This is a genomic window from Lutibacter holmesii (genome assembly GCF_042679665.1).
Lineage (GTDB): Bacteria > Bacteroidota > Bacteroidia > Flavobacteriales > Flavobacteriaceae > Lutibacter > Lutibacter holmesii.
Genome location: NZ_JBHTMV010000009.1, coordinates 53,830 through 70,406, shown reverse-complemented (window position 1 = coordinate 70,406; position 16,577 = coordinate 53,830). Strand labels below are relative to the sequence as shown.

The 16,577-nt window shown below is 32.3% G+C and carries 16 protein-coding genes; 13 read left to right on the top strand and 3 right to left on the bottom strand.

Translation table 11 applies throughout. The annotated features are described in order from the left end of the window. The first annotated feature begins 6 nt into the window (after positions 1-6). From ACFQ5N_RS12800 to argH, 4 genes are all read left to right on the top strand, one after another. Positions 7-954, top strand: coding sequence for an N-acetylornithine carbamoyltransferase (locus tag ACFQ5N_RS12800; RefSeq protein ID WP_386810030.1), 948 nt, complete (start codon positions 7-9; stop codon positions 952-954). Between the two features lie 106 nt (positions 955-1,060). Further along, on the top strand, positions 1,061-1,843 hold the full coding sequence (gene argB, locus ACFQ5N_RS12795) for an acetylglutamate kinase (protein WP_386810029.1): 783 nt from the start codon (positions 1,061-1,063) through the stop codon (positions 1,841-1,843). Positions 1,844-1,845: 2 nt separating this feature from the next. After that, the gene (locus ACFQ5N_RS12790; RefSeq protein ID WP_386810028.1) at positions 1,846-2,904 is read left to right on the top strand and encodes a M20 family metallo-hydrolase; all 1,059 of its coding nucleotides are present in this window, start codon (positions 1,846-1,848) and stop codon (positions 2,902-2,904) included. A gap of 93 nt (positions 2,905-2,997) precedes the next feature. Beyond that, positions 2,998-4,275 (top strand): argininosuccinate lyase, encoded by a 1,278-nt coding sequence (gene argH / locus ACFQ5N_RS12785; protein WP_386810027.1) that lies wholly within the window; start codon positions 2,998-3,000, stop codon positions 4,273-4,275. 48 nt (positions 4,276-4,323) lie between these two features. Here argH and ACFQ5N_RS12780 read toward each other — a convergent pair whose 3' ends face one another. The 3 genes from ACFQ5N_RS12780 to ACFQ5N_RS12770 are packed head-to-tail and all read right to left on the bottom strand — an operon-like array spanning position 4,324 to position 6,388. Continuing rightward, the gene (locus ACFQ5N_RS12780) at positions 4,324-5,010 is read right to left on the bottom strand and encodes an RluA family pseudouridine synthase (RefSeq protein WP_386810026.1); all 687 of its coding nucleotides are present in this window, start codon (positions 5,008-5,010) and stop codon (positions 4,324-4,326) included. Between the two features lies 1 nt (position 5,011). Beyond that, positions 5,012-5,620 (bottom strand): ribosome biogenesis GTP-binding protein YihA/YsxC, encoded by a 609-nt coding sequence (yihA, locus tag ACFQ5N_RS12775; protein ID WP_386810024.1) that lies wholly within the window; start codon positions 5,618-5,620, stop codon positions 5,012-5,014. A 3-nt stretch (positions 5,621-5,623) separates the two neighbouring features. After that, positions 5,624-6,388, bottom strand: coding sequence for an alpha/beta fold hydrolase (locus tag ACFQ5N_RS12770; RefSeq protein WP_386810023.1), 765 nt, complete (start codon positions 6,386-6,388; stop codon positions 5,624-5,626). A 208-nt stretch (positions 6,389-6,596) separates the two neighbouring features. On the opposite strand from ACFQ5N_RS12770, the gene ACFQ5N_RS12765 reads away from it, so the two are divergent. From ACFQ5N_RS12765 to murG, 9 genes are read left to right on the top strand one after another with little or no spacing between them, the layout of a single operon-like run. Continuing rightward, positions 6,597-7,070 carry a division/cell wall cluster transcriptional repressor MraZ gene (locus ACFQ5N_RS12765; protein WP_386810396.1) on the top strand — a complete coding sequence of 158 codons (474 nt, stop codon included), beginning with the start codon at positions 6,597-6,599 and terminating at the stop codon, positions 7,068-7,070. Continuing rightward, entirely contained in the window at positions 7,057-7,953 is an 897-nt protein-coding gene (gene rsmH / locus ACFQ5N_RS12760; RefSeq protein WP_386810022.1) for a 16S rRNA (cytosine(1402)-N(4))-methyltransferase RsmH, read from the top strand. Before ACFQ5N_RS12765 ends, rsmH begins: the two co-directional genes overlap by 14 nt. After that, positions 7,954-8,280: an FtsL-like putative cell division protein gene (locus tag ACFQ5N_RS12755; RefSeq protein WP_386810020.1), complete on the top strand. Its 327-nt coding sequence runs from the start codon at positions 7,954-7,956 to the stop codon at positions 8,278-8,280. Between the two features lie 6 nt (positions 8,281-8,286). Beyond that, positions 8,287-10,278, top strand: a complete 1,992-nt coding sequence (locus ACFQ5N_RS12750) for a penicillin-binding protein (RefSeq protein WP_386810019.1) — start codon at positions 8,287-8,289, stop codon at positions 10,276-10,278. After that, complete coding sequence (locus tag ACFQ5N_RS12745; RefSeq protein ID WP_386810017.1) at positions 10,279-11,727, top strand: UDP-N-acetylmuramoyl-L-alanyl-D-glutamate--2,6-diaminopimelate ligase; 1,449 nt, start codon at positions 10,279-10,281, stop codon at positions 11,725-11,727. A 14-nt stretch (positions 11,728-11,741) separates the two neighbouring features. After that, positions 11,742-12,968 carry a phospho-N-acetylmuramoyl-pentapeptide-transferase gene (gene mraY / locus ACFQ5N_RS12740; RefSeq protein ID WP_386810016.1) on the top strand — a complete coding sequence of 409 codons (1,227 nt, stop codon included), beginning with the start codon at positions 11,742-11,744 and terminating at the stop codon, positions 12,966-12,968. Then, positions 12,969-14,303 carry a UDP-N-acetylmuramoyl-L-alanine--D-glutamate ligase gene (gene murD, locus ACFQ5N_RS12735; RefSeq protein WP_386810014.1) on the top strand — a complete coding sequence of 445 codons (1,335 nt, stop codon included), beginning with the start codon at positions 12,969-12,971 and terminating at the stop codon, positions 14,301-14,303. It abuts the gene before it with no gap. Beyond that, positions 14,304-15,494, top strand: a complete 1,191-nt coding sequence (locus ACFQ5N_RS12730; RefSeq protein WP_386810012.1) for an FtsW/RodA/SpoVE family cell cycle protein — start codon at positions 14,304-14,306, stop codon at positions 15,492-15,494. Next, on the top strand, positions 15,478-16,572 hold the full coding sequence (gene murG / locus ACFQ5N_RS12725; RefSeq protein WP_386810011.1) for an undecaprenyldiphospho-muramoylpentapeptide beta-N-acetylglucosaminyltransferase: 1,095 nt from the start codon (positions 15,478-15,480) through the stop codon (positions 16,570-16,572). Before ACFQ5N_RS12730 ends, murG begins: the two co-directional genes overlap by 17 nt. The last annotated feature ends 5 nt before the right edge of the window (positions 16,573-16,577 follow it).

Here is a 16,577-nt window from a genome sequence, read left to right as displayed (position 1 = left end):
CAACACATGAAACATTACTTGAACATCAACAATTTAGATAACTTGCAAAACACAGTTCAAGAAGCAATTGAATTAAAAAAGGATGAACTGAAATTTAGTGAGCTAGGAAAAGGAAAAACCATTTGTTTACTGTTTTTTAATAATAGTTTGCGTACTCGCTTAAGTACTCAAAAAGCAGCTCAAAATTTAGGGTTAAATCCTATTGTTATGAATTTTGGAAGTGAAGGTTGGCAGTTGGAATATGAAGATGGAATTGTAATGAATAAAGACAAAGCTGAACATGTAAAAGAAGCAGCCAAAGTAATAGCGCAATATTGCGATATTGTTGCAATTAGAGCTTTTGCAAGTTTAACTGATAAAGAAAAAGACTTAGCTGAAGTTGTTTTAAACAATTTCAAAAAATATGCAGGAATTCCTGTAGTAAATATGGAAAGTGCTGTTGGTCATCCTTTGCAAGCTTTGGCTGACGCTATTTCAATGGAAGAAATAAAAGTGCCGCATAAACCTAAAGTGGTTTTAAGTTGGGCGCCGCATCCGAGAGCTTTGCCGCATGCTGTAGCAAATTCATTTGTTGAAATGATGCAATTACAAGATGCCGATTTTGTAATTACGCACCCTAAAGGTTATGAGTTAAATCCTGAAGTTACAAAAGATGCAACTATAGAGTATGATCAGAAAAAGGCTTTTGAAAGTGCCGATTTTGTGTATGTGAAAAACTGGAGTTCTTTTAATGACTACGGAAAAGTTGTTTGTACCGATGAAAAGTGGATGATTGATGCCGATAAAATGAGTGTGACAAATAATGGTAAATTTATGCATTGTTTGCCAGTACGTAGAAACGTTGTGGTTGCTGATGAGGTGATAGATTCTGAAAATTCAATTGTTATTGAGCAAGCAAATAATAGAACGTATGCAGCGCAAATTGTATTGAAAAAAATATTAGAAGATATATAATCTCATTTGTCATTCAGAATGAAGTGATAGCGAAATGAAGAATCTTATATCGTTAGTTGAGATATTTCGTTTTAGCTTAATATGACATAAAGAACAAATTTAAACAATGACTAAACAAACATTAAAAGTTGTAAAAATAGGGGGAAATGTAATCAATAACGAAGAAGCATTATTTTCCTTTTTAAAAGATTTTGCTGATTTAGATGGTCCAAAAATATTAGTGCACGGTGGCGGAAGAAAAGCAACTGAAGTATCTTCAGCAATGGGTTTAGAACCAAAAATGATTAATGGTAGAAGAGTTACAGATGAAGCTACGGTTGAGGTTGTTACTATGGTGTATGCTGGTTTATTAAATAAAAAAATTGTAGCTCAATTACAAAAAAATAACTGTAACGCGCTGGGATTGTCTGGTGCAGATGCTAATTGTATTTTAGCGCACAAGCGTATAGTAAAAGATGTTGATTATGGCTTTGCAGGAGATGTAGATGCTATAAATTCTGAAATTATTGATGTGCTGCTTCAAAATAATGTAACACCTGTTTTTTGTGCAATTACACATGATAAAAACGGACAATTATTAAATACAAATGCAGATACTATTGCTTCGGAAGTTGCTATTGGAATGAGTGAGTTATACAATACCGAATTAAATTTTGTATTTGAATTGAAAGGTGTATTGGAAAGTATTAACGATAAAGATTCTGTGATTACTGAAATTAATTCAGAGAAATATAAACAATTAATAGCGGCAGGAATTATTGCTGACGGAATGCTTCCTAAAATGCATAATTGTTTTAATGCACTTGAAGAAGGAGTGAGTAAAGTTAAAATTGGAGACGCTTCTTTAGTGAAAAAATCAACAAAATTATACACAACATTAAGTTTGTAAAAATGATAAAACAGTTGACAAAAGAAGCAATAGAGTTGCTTCAAAATTTAATTTCAAAGCAATCATTTTCAGGAGAAGAAGATGAAACGGCTTTATTAATTAAGCAATGGTTTACCAATCACAACATACCATTTGAAAGTAAAGTTCATAATGTTTGGGCAAAAAACAAATACTTTGATCCTTCTAAAAAAACCATATTATTAAACTCACATCATGATACGGTAAAACCAAATAAAGGCTATACACGAGATCCTTTGCTTCCTGAAATTATTGATGGGAAATTATATGGTTTGGGTAGTAATGATGCAGGTGGTTGCTTGGTTTCGTTATTGGCAACTTTTACGTATTTATATGATCGAAAAGATTTAAAATACAATTTTTTAATGGTAGCTTCGGCTGAAGAAGAAAATACAGGTCCAAATAGTTTGGTGAGTATTGTGCCAATTCTTCCAGAAATTGATTTTGCTATTGTAGGTGAGCCTACACTTATGAATTTAGCAATTTCAGAAAAAGGATTAATGGTATTAAATTGTGAAGCGAAAGGAACTTCGGGGCACGCTGCACACGGAAATGCTGACAATGCTATTTACAATGCTATTGAAGATATCAATTGGTTTCAAAATTATGAGTTTCCAAAGGAATCAGAAACCTTAGGGAAAGTAAGGATGACAGTAACTCAAATTGAAGCGGGAAGCCAACACAATGTAATTCCTTCAAGTTGTAAATATGTGGTTGATATTCGTGTGACTGATGCTTATACAAATCAAGAGGTTTTTGAAATAGTAGCTAAACATGTAAAGTCAGAAGTATGCCCGCGTTCTCAACGTTTAAATTCTTCTTCTATACCAAAAGACCACGAAGTTGTACAAGCTGGAATTAATTTAGGTAGAGAAACATACGGATCACCAACAATTTCTGATCAAGCTATATTAACTTGTCCGTCTTTAAAATTGGGGCCAGGTGAAAGTTTACGATCTCACACCGCAGATGAGTTTATTTATATTCGTGAAATTGAAGAGGGAATAGATTTATATATTAAAATATTAGAACAAATAATATAAGTAGTGGTCGCTGAGCGGAGTCGAAGTGGCATTATAAAAATGTTGTGTGGTTTCGACTCCGCTCAACCACCAAACTAAAAAAAATACAACAATATGAAACTTTGGGATAAAGGATTTTCAACAGATAAAAAAATAGATATTTTTACTGTTGGTAACGACAGAGAATTAGATTTAATTTTAGCAAAATACGATGTAATTGGAAATTTAGCACACGCTAAAATGTTACATAAAATAGGATTGCTTTCTGCTGAAGAAATTTCGGCTTTAGAAGTGGAGTTAAATGCTATTTTAAAAACAATTGAAGCAGGAGAATTTACTATTGAAGATTCTTTTGAAGATGTACATTCAAAGGTAGAATTTCTTTTAACTGAAAAACTTGGAGATACTGGTAAAAAAATTCATACAGCCCGATCAAGAAACGATCAGGTTTTAGTAGATGTACATTTGTATTTAAAAGATGCTTTGGTTGAAATTAACGACGGTGTTGATGAGTTATTTGATTTGTTAATTGATTTAGCTAAAAAGTACAAAGATGTTTTATTACCTGGTTATACGCATTTACAAGTGGCAATGCCATCATCTTTTGGAATGTGGTTTTCTGCATATGCTGAAACCTTGATAGATGATATTTACTTTTTAAAAGCGGCTTATAAGGTTGCAGATCAAAATCCGTTAGGTTCAGCGGCAGGTTATGGAAGTTCTTTTCCTATTGATAGAGATGAAACTACGGAATTATTAGGTTTTGATACGTTGAAATTTAATTCTGTAGCAGCTCAAATGGGGCGTGGAAAATTAGAGAAGTCAGTTTCTTTTGGGTTAAGTTCAGTAGCTGCAACCTTGTCTAAAATGAGTATGGATATTTGCTTGTATATGAGTCAGAATTTTAATTTTATTTCATTTCCAGATGAATTAACAACAGGTTCAAGTATTATGCCTCATAAAAAAAATCCAGATGTTTTTGAATTAATTAGAGGGAAATGCAACAAACTTCAGGCGTTACCAATGGAGTTTACTTTAATTTCAAACAACCTTACAAGCGGATATCATAGAGATTTACAATTGCTAAAAGAAGGTTTAATTCCTTCATTTTCAACATTAAAAGCTTGTTTGGAAATGTTAACGTATTCATTAAAAAACATTCAGGTAAAAACAGATATTGTAGAAGATGATAAATATTTGTATTTGTTTAGTGTTGAAGAAGTAAATAAGTTGGTTCAAAATGGTACACCGTTTAGAGATGCTTATAAAATTGTGGGTAAAGATATTAATGAAGGAAACTTCAATCCTGAAAAATCAGTAAATCACACGCACAAAGGAAGTGTTGGAAATTTATGTTTGGATGAGATTGTAGCAAAGAAAAATAGAGTTTAAAGTATAAAAAAAGGCAAATTTAAAATTTGCCTTTTTTTATAAGTTATTTTACTCACACGCATTCCAAATAACTTCATTTGGAGTTGGTGCGGTTATCATTATTTTTTCATTAGTAACTGGGTGAATAAACTCAATTTTACGAGCATGTAAATGAATACTCGCATCTTTATTACTTCTGTCAAAACCATACTTTAAATCGCCTTTAATTGGGCTTCCAATAGCTGATAATTGACAGCGAATTTGATGATGGCGACCAGTTTCTAAATCAACTTCTAATAAATGGTAGTTGTCTAGAGATTTTATAGTTTTGTAATGAAGAATGGCTTTTTTACTGTTTGTTATTTCAGAAGAATAAGAAGTTGATTTATTGTTTTTAGGGTTTTTTCTTAAAAAGCCTATAAGTGTATCACTATCTTTTTCAGGTTTATTTTTTACAACAGCCCAATACGTTTTATGCACTTTTTTATCTCTCAACATTTTATTAAAACGTTCTAAAGCTTTTGAGGTGCGAGCAAAAACAATTACACCTGTTGTTGGTCTATCTAACCTATGAACTACTCCTAAAAAAACATTTCCAGGTTTGTTGTATTTGTCTTTAATATATTCTTTAACAACATCACTTAAAGGTTTGTCTCCGGTTTTATCTCCTTGTACAATATCACCAGATTTTTTATTGACAATAATTAAGTGATTATCTTCAAATAAAACTTCTAAATCATTTTTGGTTGAAGCCATTTTAAGATTTTTCTAATTGATTATTTATTTGATCAATATAGTTAAGTAATTCTTTTTTTCCTGTAGAATTTGATGCTGAAGTAGTAAAATATTGTGGCATTTCTTCCCAAAGCGTACTTGTCATCTTTTTTGAATAAAATTGAATGTTTTTATTCAATTCATTTAATTTTAGTTTATCTACTTTGGTGAAAATAATGCAAAAAGGAATGCCGTTTTCTCCTAAAAACTCCATGAATTCTAAATCAATTTTTTGAGGTTCAAGGCGAGAATCAATCAAAACAAAAGTGCAAACTAATTGCTCTCTGTTCAAAAAATATTTTTTTATAAAGCTTTGAAACGTTTTTTTGATGCTTTTAGAAACTCTGGCATAACCATAACCTGGTAAATCAACTAAAAACCACTCGTTATTAATTTTAAAATGGTTAATTAGTTGTGTTTTTCCTGGTCTTCCAGAAGTTTTAGCCAATTTGTTTCTTTCGGTAATCATATTGATTAACGAAGATTTTCCAACATTAGATCTGCCAATAAAAGCGTATTCTGCAATACGATCTTTTGGGCATTTAGCCACGTCAGAATTACTGATTACAAAATTGGCAGTTTTAATTTTCATGACCTAAAGGTTGCGTTCTTTTAGCCAGTTTTCTAAAATTTCGTTGAATAATTCAGGATGTTCCATCATTGGTACATGTCCACATTTATCAACCCAAAATAAATCGGCATCAGGCATTAATTTTTCAAAATCTACTGCAACTTCAGGAGGTGTTACGGTGTCATTTTTACCCCAAATAATACACGTTGGAATGTCCATTTTTGGTAAATCTTTTGCCATATTGTGTCTAATAGCACTTTTGGCAATTGTCAATGTTTTTAAAACTTTACTTCGGTCGTTTACAGAAGCATACACTTCATCAATCATCTCTTTTGTAGCGATTTCAGGTTTGTAAAAAACAGCTTCGGTTTTTGTTTTAATATAATCGTAATCTCCTCTTTTTGGATAACTGTCTCCCATTGAGTTTTCGTACAATCCTGAACTTCCAGCTAACACAAGGCCGTCAACATTTTTTAAGTTCATTTTTGCAAAATACAATGCGATGTGACCACCCAAAGAATTCCCCAATAAAATGGCACTTTCAATATTTTTGAAAGTCATAAATTCCTTTAGATATTTTGATAAATTTCGAACGTTGGTTTTTAATATAGGTAGCGTATATATTGGTAGCTCGGGCATAATTACTCTATACCCTAGTTTTGAGAAATGGCCAAAAATACTTTCTAAATTACTTAGTCCGCCCATTAATCCATGGAGCAAAATTATAGGTTGCCCTTCACCTGCTTCCGTATAGCTAAATTTACCTTCTTTTATAAGCGTTAAACTCATTAAATACACATTTTTTATGTAAAGCAAAGGTAGTCTTTTTTTTGAAAATGACACTTATTTAAAATTCACTTCAAATTTATTTTTAAGAGCTTGATGGTCAAAATAATAGCTTAAAGTGGAAGTGAGGTGGTAAAAGTTATCAACAAAGTGGGTAAATGTGGAAAATTGTGGGAAAAAATTTATATTTTTGAATTCAGTCAGAATAGCTATGGTAAATTTAATTGGAACATACGAAGGGAAAGCAGATGCCAAAGGGAGGTTGGTGCTTTCAGCTGCGCTTAAAAAGCAGTTGCTTCCTGTGTTGCAAGATGGTTTTGTACTGAAACGCTCTGTGTTTCAGCCATGTTTGGAGTTGTATCCAATGTCTGAGTGGAATGTTTTAATGGGTCAAGTGAACAAGCTAAATAGGTTTGTTAAAAAGAATAATGACTTCATTAGAAGGTTTACTGCAGGTGTAAAAATTATTGAGTTAGATGCTTCAGGACGACTTTTAATTCCAAAAGATTTGCATGCTTTTGCTGGAATCACAAAAAATGTGGTGCTTTCGTCAGCTGTAAATATAATTGAAATTTGGGATAAGGATAATTATGAAAAAGCTATTGATGATGCTGCAAATGAATTTGCAGATTTAGCTGAAGAGGTGATGGGAACTATAAATAGCGATGAGAATGGAATATCATAATCCGGTGTTGTTAAATGAAAGTGTTGATGGTTTAAATATTAAACCTGATGGTGTGTATGTAGATGTTACTTTTGGGGGCGGTGGTCATTCAAGAGAAATTCTAAGTCGCTTAAATGAAAATGGGCGATTGTTTGCGTTTGATCAAGATGAGGATGCCCAAAGAAACAGTATTGATGATGAAAGATTTACGCTTATTCCTCAAAATTTTAGATTTATAAAAAGGTATTTGCGTTTTTACGGAGTTAAAAAAGTAGATGGAGTGTTGGCTGATTTAGGAGTTTCTTCTCATCAGTTTGATGAGGCTGATAGAGGTTTTTCAACGCGTTTTGATGCGGAGTTAGATATGAGGATGAATCAATCGGTTGGTTTGTCTGCGTTTGAGGTGGTGAATAATTATGATGAAGAACAGTTGAGTAATGTGTTGTTTCAGTATGGTGAGTTAAGAAACGCTAGAGCTATTGCTAAAAAAATTGTTGAAAAACGTTCAGAAGGAGTTATAAAAACAAGTTTTCAGTTAAAAGAAGTGTTAAGTCAATTTATTCCGAAGGCAAAAGAGCACAAAATATTAGCGCAAATTTTTCAAGGAATTAGAATTGAGGTAAATCAGGAAATAGATGTTTTAAAAGAGTTTTTATTGCAAATACCTGAAATATTAAATAGTGAAGGAAGATTGAGTGTTATTTCATATCATTCATTAGAAGATAGGTTGGTGAAGCGTTTTATTAGAGATGGAATGTTTGAAGGTCAGCCAGAAAAAGATTTTTTTGGAAATATTGAAGTTCCAATGAAAAAAGTAGGGAAATTAATTATTCCTAATTCAAAAGAAATAAAAGAAAATAACCGAGCAAGAAGCGCAAAGCTTCGAATTGCAACACTTTCGTAAATGGCAGGTATAAAAGATAGCATATTTAATGTGTTGAAAGGGAAGTTTCTAATTAGTGACGACTCTTTAAATAATTGGGGGTTTATCTCCTTTATTGTGCTGTTAATGTTGTTAATGATTGCAAGTGCGCATAGTTCAGATAAAAAAGTGATGCAAATTGCAAAGCTAAACAAAGAGGTGAAAGAGTTAAGAGCTCACTTTGTTGATTTACGTTCAATTTCAATGAAAATGAAATTAGAATCGTCCATACGAAAGAAAGTGGTTGAAATAGGTTTAGTGCCTAGCGAAACCCCTCCGCAAGTAATAAATGTAATTTCAAAAAAATAATCACCCTTGGCAGTAACTAAAAAAAACATACTAAATAGACTAAATTTTGTATTGCTTTTGGTCGTTGTGTTTTTCATAGCGATTGTTACGCAGTTGGTACGCATTCAATTTGTGCATGGTGATAAGTATAGAAGTATGTCTGAAGATTTAACTATAAAAACAGATACAATCTATGCGAATAAAGGAAGTGTGTTTTCTACAGATGGAAGTTTACTAGCTACATCTATGTCTCAATATGAAATCCGAATGGATTTGGTAACTGTTGATGGTGAGGTGTTTGAAAAAAATGTAAAAGGTTTGTCAAAAGAGTTGTCTAAAATGTTTGGAAATTCTGCCTCAACATGGGAAACAAAACTTAGAAGAGGGCGAAGTAGAAAAAGTAGATATCTTTTTATTGCTCGAAAAGTTGGGTACACAGATTATGTTAAAATTAAAAAGTTTCCAATTTTTAATTTAGGAGTGTATAAAGGTGGTTTTATAGCTGAGCAAACAACAGTGCGAGCACATCCTTTAGATAAAGTTGCAGAAAGAACTATTGGGTATGATGATTATAGAGGTGCTCCTGGGATTGAAGGTGCTTACAGAAGTTATTTAACAGGTATTAATGGTGTACGATTAAAGCAGAAGATTGCAAAAGGACAGTGGAAGCCTATTAATGATAATAATGAGAAAGAGCCTATTAATGGAAAAGATATAGTAACTACTATTGATGTGAATATTCAAGATATTGCGCATCATTCATTATTAAGACAGTTAGAGCATTACAAGGCAGAACACGGTTGTGTGGTGGTTATGGAAACTAAAACTGGTGAGGTAAAGGCAATTTCTAATTTAGGAAGAGGTAGAAACGGAAAGTATTACGAAAAGAGAAATTATGCTGTTTATGAGTCTCACGAGCCAGGGTCAGCTTTTAAAGTAATGGCAATGGTGGTGGCGTTGGAGTCTGGAAAAATTGATACAAGCACAGTAGTAGATACTGGTAACGGAAGGTACCGTTTGCATAAAAGATATATTAGTGATTCTAGACGAGGAGGTTACGGTAAAATTTCTGCAGCGCGCGCTTTAGAAGTTTCTTCAAATATTGCATTTGCAAGATTAATTGATGAGAATTTTGGAGAAAAGCCAGAAGAGTTTATAAATCCATTGTTACAAATGAATTTAAATGATAAGTTGGGATTGCCAATTAAAGGTGAAGGAGCGCCGTTAATACCAAGTCCAGGTCATAAAATATGGAGTCAAAATGCATTGCCATCTATTGCTTATGGTTATAATTTAAGTTTAACTCCGTTGCAAACCTTAACTTTTTACAATGCAATTGCGAATAATGGTGAAATGGTAAAGCCAAGATTTGTTAAGGAAATTCGTTCGTACGACAAGCACGTTGAGAAATTTGAAAAGGAAGTAATAAATCCACAAATATGCTCTCAGGAAACCATTAGTAAAGTGCAAGAAATTTTAAAAAATGTTGTAGAGCGCGGAACAGGAACAAGGCTGTATGATAAAAATTTCTCAATGGCCGGAAAAACTGGTACTGCACGAACTGAATATGGTAATTATCAAGAATGGGTGAAGGATAGAAAATATATTTCATCATTTACGGGGTATTTTCCTGCGGAAGACCCTAAATATTCCTGCATTGTGGTAATTCATAAGCCAGATAAATCTGTAGGATATTACGGGGCAGATGTTTCTGGTCCAGTTTTTAAAGATATTGCTCATAAAATATATACCTCAAATCATATTATAAATTCAATTGAGAATACCACGCCAGATTTTAGAAGTGTTCAAAAAAACTATAGCGCTTATAATACTATAGCTGATATTGAATTTAAGTCAATTCCTAATGTAAAAGGAATGGCAGCTATGGATGCTATTTCATTATTGGAAAATTTAGGGTTAAAAGTGAAGGTTGAAGGTAACGGAAAAGTTGCTGAACAATCTATGAATGAAGGTGAAAAGTTAGTAAAAGGATCAACTATTTTAATAAAATTAGTTTAATTGAAGTTAGTTAAAGACATATTGTACAAAGTAGCTGTTACTGCCGTAAACGGAAGTACAGATCGTTTTGTGAATGCAATTCAGTTTGATTCAAGAAGAGTTGAATTAGATGCATTGTTTGTGGCACAAAAAGGATTGGTTTTTGATGGACATCAATTTATTGATAAAGCTATTGAATTAGGTGCAACTATAATAGTATGCGAAGAATTCCCTGTTCAGTTTATAAATGAAGTTACTTATATAAAAGTTGAAGATGCTGATGAGGCTTTGGCAATTATGGCTGCTAATTTTTATAACAATCCATCTTCTAAATTAAAGTTAGTTGGTGTTACTGGTACCAATGGAAAAACAACCATTGTTACTTTGTTATATCAATTATTTCAAAAGGCAGGGTACAAAACAGGGTTGCTTTCAACTGTTCAAAATTTGGTAGATAAAAAAGTGTATAAAGCTACACATACAACTCCAAATTCATTATTGATCAATCAATATTTAAATGAAATGATTGAAGCTGGAGTTTCGTATTGTTTTATGGAGGTAAGTTCGCATGGAATTCATCAAAAAAGAACTGCAGGGTTGCAATTTGAAGGTGGTATTTATACCAATTTAACACACGATCATTTAGATTATCATAATACTTTTAAGGAGTACAGAGATGTAAAAAAATCCTTTTTTGATTCATTGCCAAAAACAGCTTTTGCCTTGGTAAATATGGATGATAAAAATGGAGTAATTATGCTTCAGAATACAAAGGCAAAACAATATTCATACGCTTTAAAAACAATGGCTGATTTTAAAGTGAGAGTGTTAGAAAACCAGTTTGATGGTTTGGTGTTGAACATAAATGGAAGTGAAATTTGGACTAAATTAATTGGTAGTTTTAATGCTTATAATTTGGCAGCTGTGTACGGTGTGGCAACCATTTTAGGATTAGAGCGTTTAGAGGCTCTAACTTTAATTAGTGAGTTGGAAAGTGTAAACGGAAGATTTCAACATTTTATTTCAAAAGATGGCGTAACTGCTATAATTGATTATGCACATACCCCTGACGCGTTAAAAAATGTGTTAGAAACAATTCAAAATATTAGAACAGGAAACGAAGAAATTATTACGGTTGTTGGTTGTGGAGGAAATAGAGATAAAGCAAAACGTCCTGTGATGGGGAAAATTGCTTCGCAATTAAGTACACAAGTCATTTTTACTTCAGACAACCCAAGAGATGAAGACCCTCAACAAATTTTAAACGAAATTGAAGTGGGTGTTGAGCCTCAAAATTTCAAAAAAACATTGTCAATTTTAGATCGTTCTCAAGCAATAAAAGCCGCTGCTAAATTAGCGCAAAAAGGAGATATAATTTTAATTGCAGGGAAAGGTCATGAAACATATCAAGAAGTGAAAGGAGAACGCACACATTTTGATGATTACGAAAAAATAAAAGAATTACTATAAGCTAAAGAACGTATATGTTATATTATTTATTTAATTATTTTGAAACTCATTACAGTATGCCAGGGGCAAGTTTGTTCCAGTATATTACATTTCGTTCTGCAATTGCGTTCATTTTTTCTTTGTTGATTTCTACAATTTATGGAAAACGAATAATTAGTTTTTTACAAAGAAAACAAGTTGGTGAATCTGTTCGTGATTTAGGATTAGTTGGTCAAGTAGAAAAAGCTGGTACACCTACAATGGGAGGTGTTATAATTATTTTGGCTACACTAATACCTGTGTTGTTATTTACAAAATTAGAGAATGTATATATCATAATTTTAATAGTTACCACCGTTTGGATGGGAATTATTGGATTTATGGATGATTATATTAAAATTTTCAAAAAAGATAAAGAAGGTTTAAAAGGTCGTTTTAAAGTACTTGGTCAGGTTACTTTAGGGATTTTTGTTGGTTCTATGCTTTATTTTCATCCAGGAGTTACAATGAAAGAAAAGCTTCCGCAAGGAGTTGAAGTGGTTTCAGAAAATGGAAGAGTTCAGCTTTTTGGTGATGAAGAAAAATCAACACAAACAACTATTCCTTTTTTAAAGGATAATGAGTTAGATTATGCGGCTGTACTTGATTTATTTGGAGATGGACTTAGAGATTATGCGTGGATTATTTTTATACCAATTGTAATTTTTATTATTACCGCCGTTTCAAACGGAGCAAATTTAACAGATGGAATTGATGGTTTAGCGGCAGGTTCTTCTGCAATAATTGTGCTTACTTTAGGAGTTTTTGCGTGGGTTTCAGGTAACATTATTTTTGCCAATTATTTAGATGTCATGTACATTCCAAATTCAGGTGAAATGACCATTTTTATTTCGGCATTTGTTGGTGCGTTAATTGGGTTTTTATGGTACAATACGTATCCAGCTCAAGTGTTTATGGGTGATACAGGTAGTTTAACAATTGGTGGAATTATTGCTGTGTTGGCTATTTCAGTGAGAAAAGAATTACTAATTCCAATTTTGGCAGGTATCTTTTTGGTAGAAAATTTATCAGTGATTTTACAGGTAAGCTATTTTAAATACACCAGAAAGAAATTTGGTGAAGGAAAACGCATATTTAAAATGTCTCCATTGCACCATCATTATCAAAAATCAGGCTATCATGAAAGTAAAATTGTAACCAGATTTTGGATTGTTGGAATTATGTTAGCGGTATTAACCATAGTAACTTTAAAGTTACGATAAATGAAAAAGTTAGTTGTACTAGGTGCAGGTGAAAGTGGTGTTGGAACAGCGATACTTGGTAAACAAAAAGGGTATAATGTTTTTGTTTCAGACAAAGGAGCAATTGCAAATAAATACAAACAAGTTCTTTTAAATAATGATATTTCTTTTGAAGAAGAAAAACATACAGTAGCTAAAATTGTTGATGCAACAGTTGTGATGAAAAGCCCTGGAATACCAGATACAATTCCTTTAGTAAAAGAATTAAAGGAAAAAGGTGTTTCGGTAATTTCTGAAATAGAATTTGCGTCTAAATTTTCAAAAAGTGTAGTTGTTGGTATTACCGGTTCAAACGGAAAAACCACCACTACAATGTTGGTAAATCACATTTTGAAAAAAGCCAATTTAAGTGTTGGAATGGGTGGGAATATTGGAGCTAGTTTTGCGCAACAAGTTGCAGAAAGCCATGTTGATATTCAGGTGTTAGAATTAAGTAGTTTTCAATTAGATGGTATTGAAGAATTTGCACCACATATTGCAATAATTACCAATATTACACCAGATCATTTAGATAGATACGATTATAAGTTTGAAAACTATATCGCGTCAAAATTTAGAATAACAAAAAATCAAACAGCAAACGATTTTTTAATTTATGATGCTGATGATGAAGTGATTGTGAATTGGTTAAAAAACAACCAAGTTAAAGCCACTTTATTGCCTTTTTCTTTGAAAGAAGAAGTTGAAAAAGGAGCATACATAAAAGATAATAATATACGAATTAAATATAATACAGACGAAAATATAATGAAGACTAAAACTTTAGCATTAAAAGGAAATCATAATACCAAAAACGCTATGGCTGCAGCTATGGCAGCAACCTTGTTAAAAGTAAGAAAGGAAACAATAAGGGAAAGTTTGGAAGATTTTGAGGGTGCTGCTCATAGATTGGAACCTGTGTTAAAAATTAATGGAGTTCAATATATAAACGATTCAAAAGCAACAAACGTAAACGCAACATATTACGCGTTAGATTGTATGCAATCTCCAACCGTATGGATTGTTGGTGGTGTAGATAAAGGAAATGATTATTTAGACTTAATGCCTTTAGTTAGAGAAAAGGTGAAAGCAATTATTTGTTTGGGTGTAGATAATCAAAAAATAATGCAAACTTTTCACAATGTAGTAGATTTAATTGTTGAAACTGCTGGAGCTGAAGAAGCTACAAAAGTTGCTTATAAAATTGCAGAAAAAGATGATACCGTATTATTGTCTCCTGCTTGTGCAAGTTTTGATTTGTTTGAAAACTATGAAGATAGAGGTAATAAATTTAAACAAGCTGTAAGAGAATTATAAATGAAACGTATCCTTAAAAATATTGAAGGTGATCGTGCTATTTGGGCTATTGTTACAATTTTAGCAATTTTGTCCTTTTTGCCGGTATACAGTGCAAGTACCAATTTGGTGTATGTAGCCAATAATGGTACCACTACCTATCATTTATTTAAGCATGCTTTTTTATTATTTTGTGGCTTTTTTATAATTTATGCGGTGCATAAAGTACCTTATAGATATTTTAGTGGAGGTTCCGTACTAGCGCTGCCTCTAGTTATTGTTTTGTTAATTTATACGTTGTCTCAGGGAACCACTATTGGAGGTGCAAATGCAAGTAGATGGATTCAAATACCAGTAATTGGTATTGGTTTTCAAACATCAACTTTGGCGGCATTGGTTTTAATGGTGTACGTTTCAAGGTATTTAGCTCGAAATAAAGAAAAAATTATATTATTTAAAGAAAGTATTTTACAATTATGGTTGCCTGTAGCGGTAACTTTAATGTTTATTTTACCAGCAAACTTTTCAACTACCGCCATTATTTTTTCAATGGTTTTATTACTTTGTTTTATTGGCGGATATCCATGGAAATATTTAGCATCTGTTGTGGGGATAGGTGTATTTGTGTTAACTCTGTTCGTGCTTTCTGCAAAAGCATTTCCAAATGCAATGCCGAATAGAGTTGATACCTGGATAAGTAGAATTGAAAATTATTCTGATAAAAACGGAAGTGAAGGCTATCAAGTTGAAAAAGCTAAAATAGCCATTGCAAGTGGAGGAATAAAGGGTAGAGGTCCGGGAAAAAGTATTCAAAAAAACTTTTTACCTCAATCGTCTTCCGATTTTATTTTTGCAATAGTGGTTGAAGAATTTGGACTTCTAGGTGCAGGAACTTTAATCTTTTTTTACCTCTTTTTGTTGATTCGAATTTTAATTGCAGCAAAAAAAGCAACAAGCATTTTTGCTACTTTATTGGTAATTGGTGTAGGCTTGCCAATTATTTTTAGAGCTATTATAAATATGGCTGTGGCTGTAAATCTGTTTCCTGTAACTGGGCAAACACTACCATTAATTAGTAGTGGAGGTACATCAATTTGGATGACCTGTATTGCAATAGGAATTATACTTAGTGTAACAGCAAACAATGAAAAGTCAACTAATGAAATTAGTGATGAAAACCCTTTAAATGTACTGCATGAAACAATCGGTTAATATCATATTAAGTGGAGGTGGAACAGGCGGACATATTTATCCGGCTATTTCTATTGCAAATGAATTGAAGGCAAAATATCCTAATGCAAATTTCTTGTTTGTAGGAGCGCAGGATAAAATGGAAATGGAAAAAGTTCCGCAGGCAGGTTACGCTATTGAAGGGTTGTGGATTTCAGGTTTGCAACGTGAATTGACTTTGAAAAATTTGTCGTTCCCGTTCAAGTTAATTAGTAGTTTGTGGAATGCACATAAAATTATTAAAAAATTTAAACCAAACGTAGTTATTGGTACGGGTGGTTTTGCTAGTGGTCCAACGTTGTATGCTGCAAGCAGAAAAGGAATTAAAACTTTAATTCAGGAGCAAAATTCATACCCGGGAATTACCAATAAATTATTGAGTAAAAAAGCAGATAAAATTTGTGTTGCTTATGATGGTTTAGATCGGTTTTTCCCTGCGAATAAAATTGTAAAATCTGGGAATCCTGTTCGTCAAGATTTATTAACTATAAATGATAAACGATCTGAAGCTATTGAGTTTTTTAAGCTAAATAAAACTAAGAAAACCTTAGTGATTATTGGTGGAAGTTTAGGAGCTAGAGCTGTAAATAACTTGGTTGAATCGCATATTAAGTGGTTGGTTGAGTTAGGAGTGCAGGTTATTTGGCAAACAGGTAAATTGTATTACGAAGAATTTAAAAAATACGATAAGCTAGTAGGTGTTCAAACATATGCATTTTTAAATAGAATGGATTTAACCTACGCAGCTGCCGATGTTCTAATTAGTAGAGCAGGAGCAAGTTCTATTTCAGAATTGTGTATTGTTGGAAAACCAGTGATTTTTATTCCATCACCAAATGTGGCTGAAGATCATCAAACTAAAAACGCCTTATCAGTTGTAAATAAAGATGCTGCATTATTGCTAAAAGAATCAGAAATAACAGTGTTTAAAACAATGTTTTCTGAACTGATTAAAGATGAAGAATTACAACAAAAGTTAAGCGAAAATATTAAGAAACTAGCTTTGCCAAATGCTACAAAAGATATTGTAAAAGAAATTGAAAAATTAATGATTAGTTAAGAAAT

Bases quoted from the DNA above. Each gene is read 5' to 3' on its own strand.
- ACFQ5N_RS12755 (WP_386810020.1), top strand. From the start codon at position 7,954: ATGGCAGGTATAAAAGATAGCATATTTAATGTGTTGAAAGGGAAGTTT.
- ACFQ5N_RS12770 (WP_386810023.1), bottom strand. From the start codon at position 6,388: ATGAGTTTAACGCTTATAAAAGAAGGTAAATTTAGCTATACGGAAGCA.
- argB (WP_386810029.1), top strand. From the start codon at position 1,061: ATGACTAAACAAACATTAAAAGTTGTAAAAATAGGGGGAAATGTAATC.
- murG (WP_386810011.1), top strand. From the start codon at position 15,478: ATGAAACAATCGGTTAATATCATATTAAGTGGAGGTGGAACAGGCGGA.
- ACFQ5N_RS12780 (WP_386810026.1), bottom strand. From the start codon at position 5,010: ATGGCTTCAACCAAAAATGATTTAGAAGTTTTATTTGAAGATAATCAC.
- ACFQ5N_RS12790 (WP_386810028.1), top strand. From the start codon at position 1,846: ATGATAAAACAGTTGACAAAAGAAGCAATAGAGTTGCTTCAAAATTTA.
- rsmH (WP_386810022.1), top strand. From the start codon at position 7,057: ATGGAATATCATAATCCGGTGTTGTTAAATGAAAGTGTTGATGGTTTA.
- ACFQ5N_RS12800 (WP_386810030.1), top strand. From the start codon at position 7: ATGAAACATTACTTGAACATCAACAATTTAGATAACTTGCAAAACACA.
- mraY (WP_386810016.1), top strand. From the start codon at position 11,742: ATGTTATATTATTTATTTAATTATTTTGAAACTCATTACAGTATGCCA.
- argH (WP_386810027.1), top strand. From the start codon at position 2,998: ATGAAACTTTGGGATAAAGGATTTTCAACAGATAAAAAAATAGATATT.
- ACFQ5N_RS12730 (WP_386810012.1), top strand. From the start codon at position 14,304: ATGAAACGTATCCTTAAAAATATTGAAGGTGATCGTGCTATTTGGGCT.
- ACFQ5N_RS12765 (WP_386810396.1), top strand. From the start codon at position 6,597: ATGGTAAATTTAATTGGAACATACGAAGGGAAAGCAGATGCCAAAGGG.
- yihA (WP_386810024.1), bottom strand. From the start codon at position 5,620: ATGAAAATTAAAACTGCCAATTTTGTAATCAGTAATTCTGACGTGGCT.
- murD (WP_386810014.1), top strand. From the start codon at position 12,969: ATGAAAAAGTTAGTTGTACTAGGTGCAGGTGAAAGTGGTGTTGGAACA.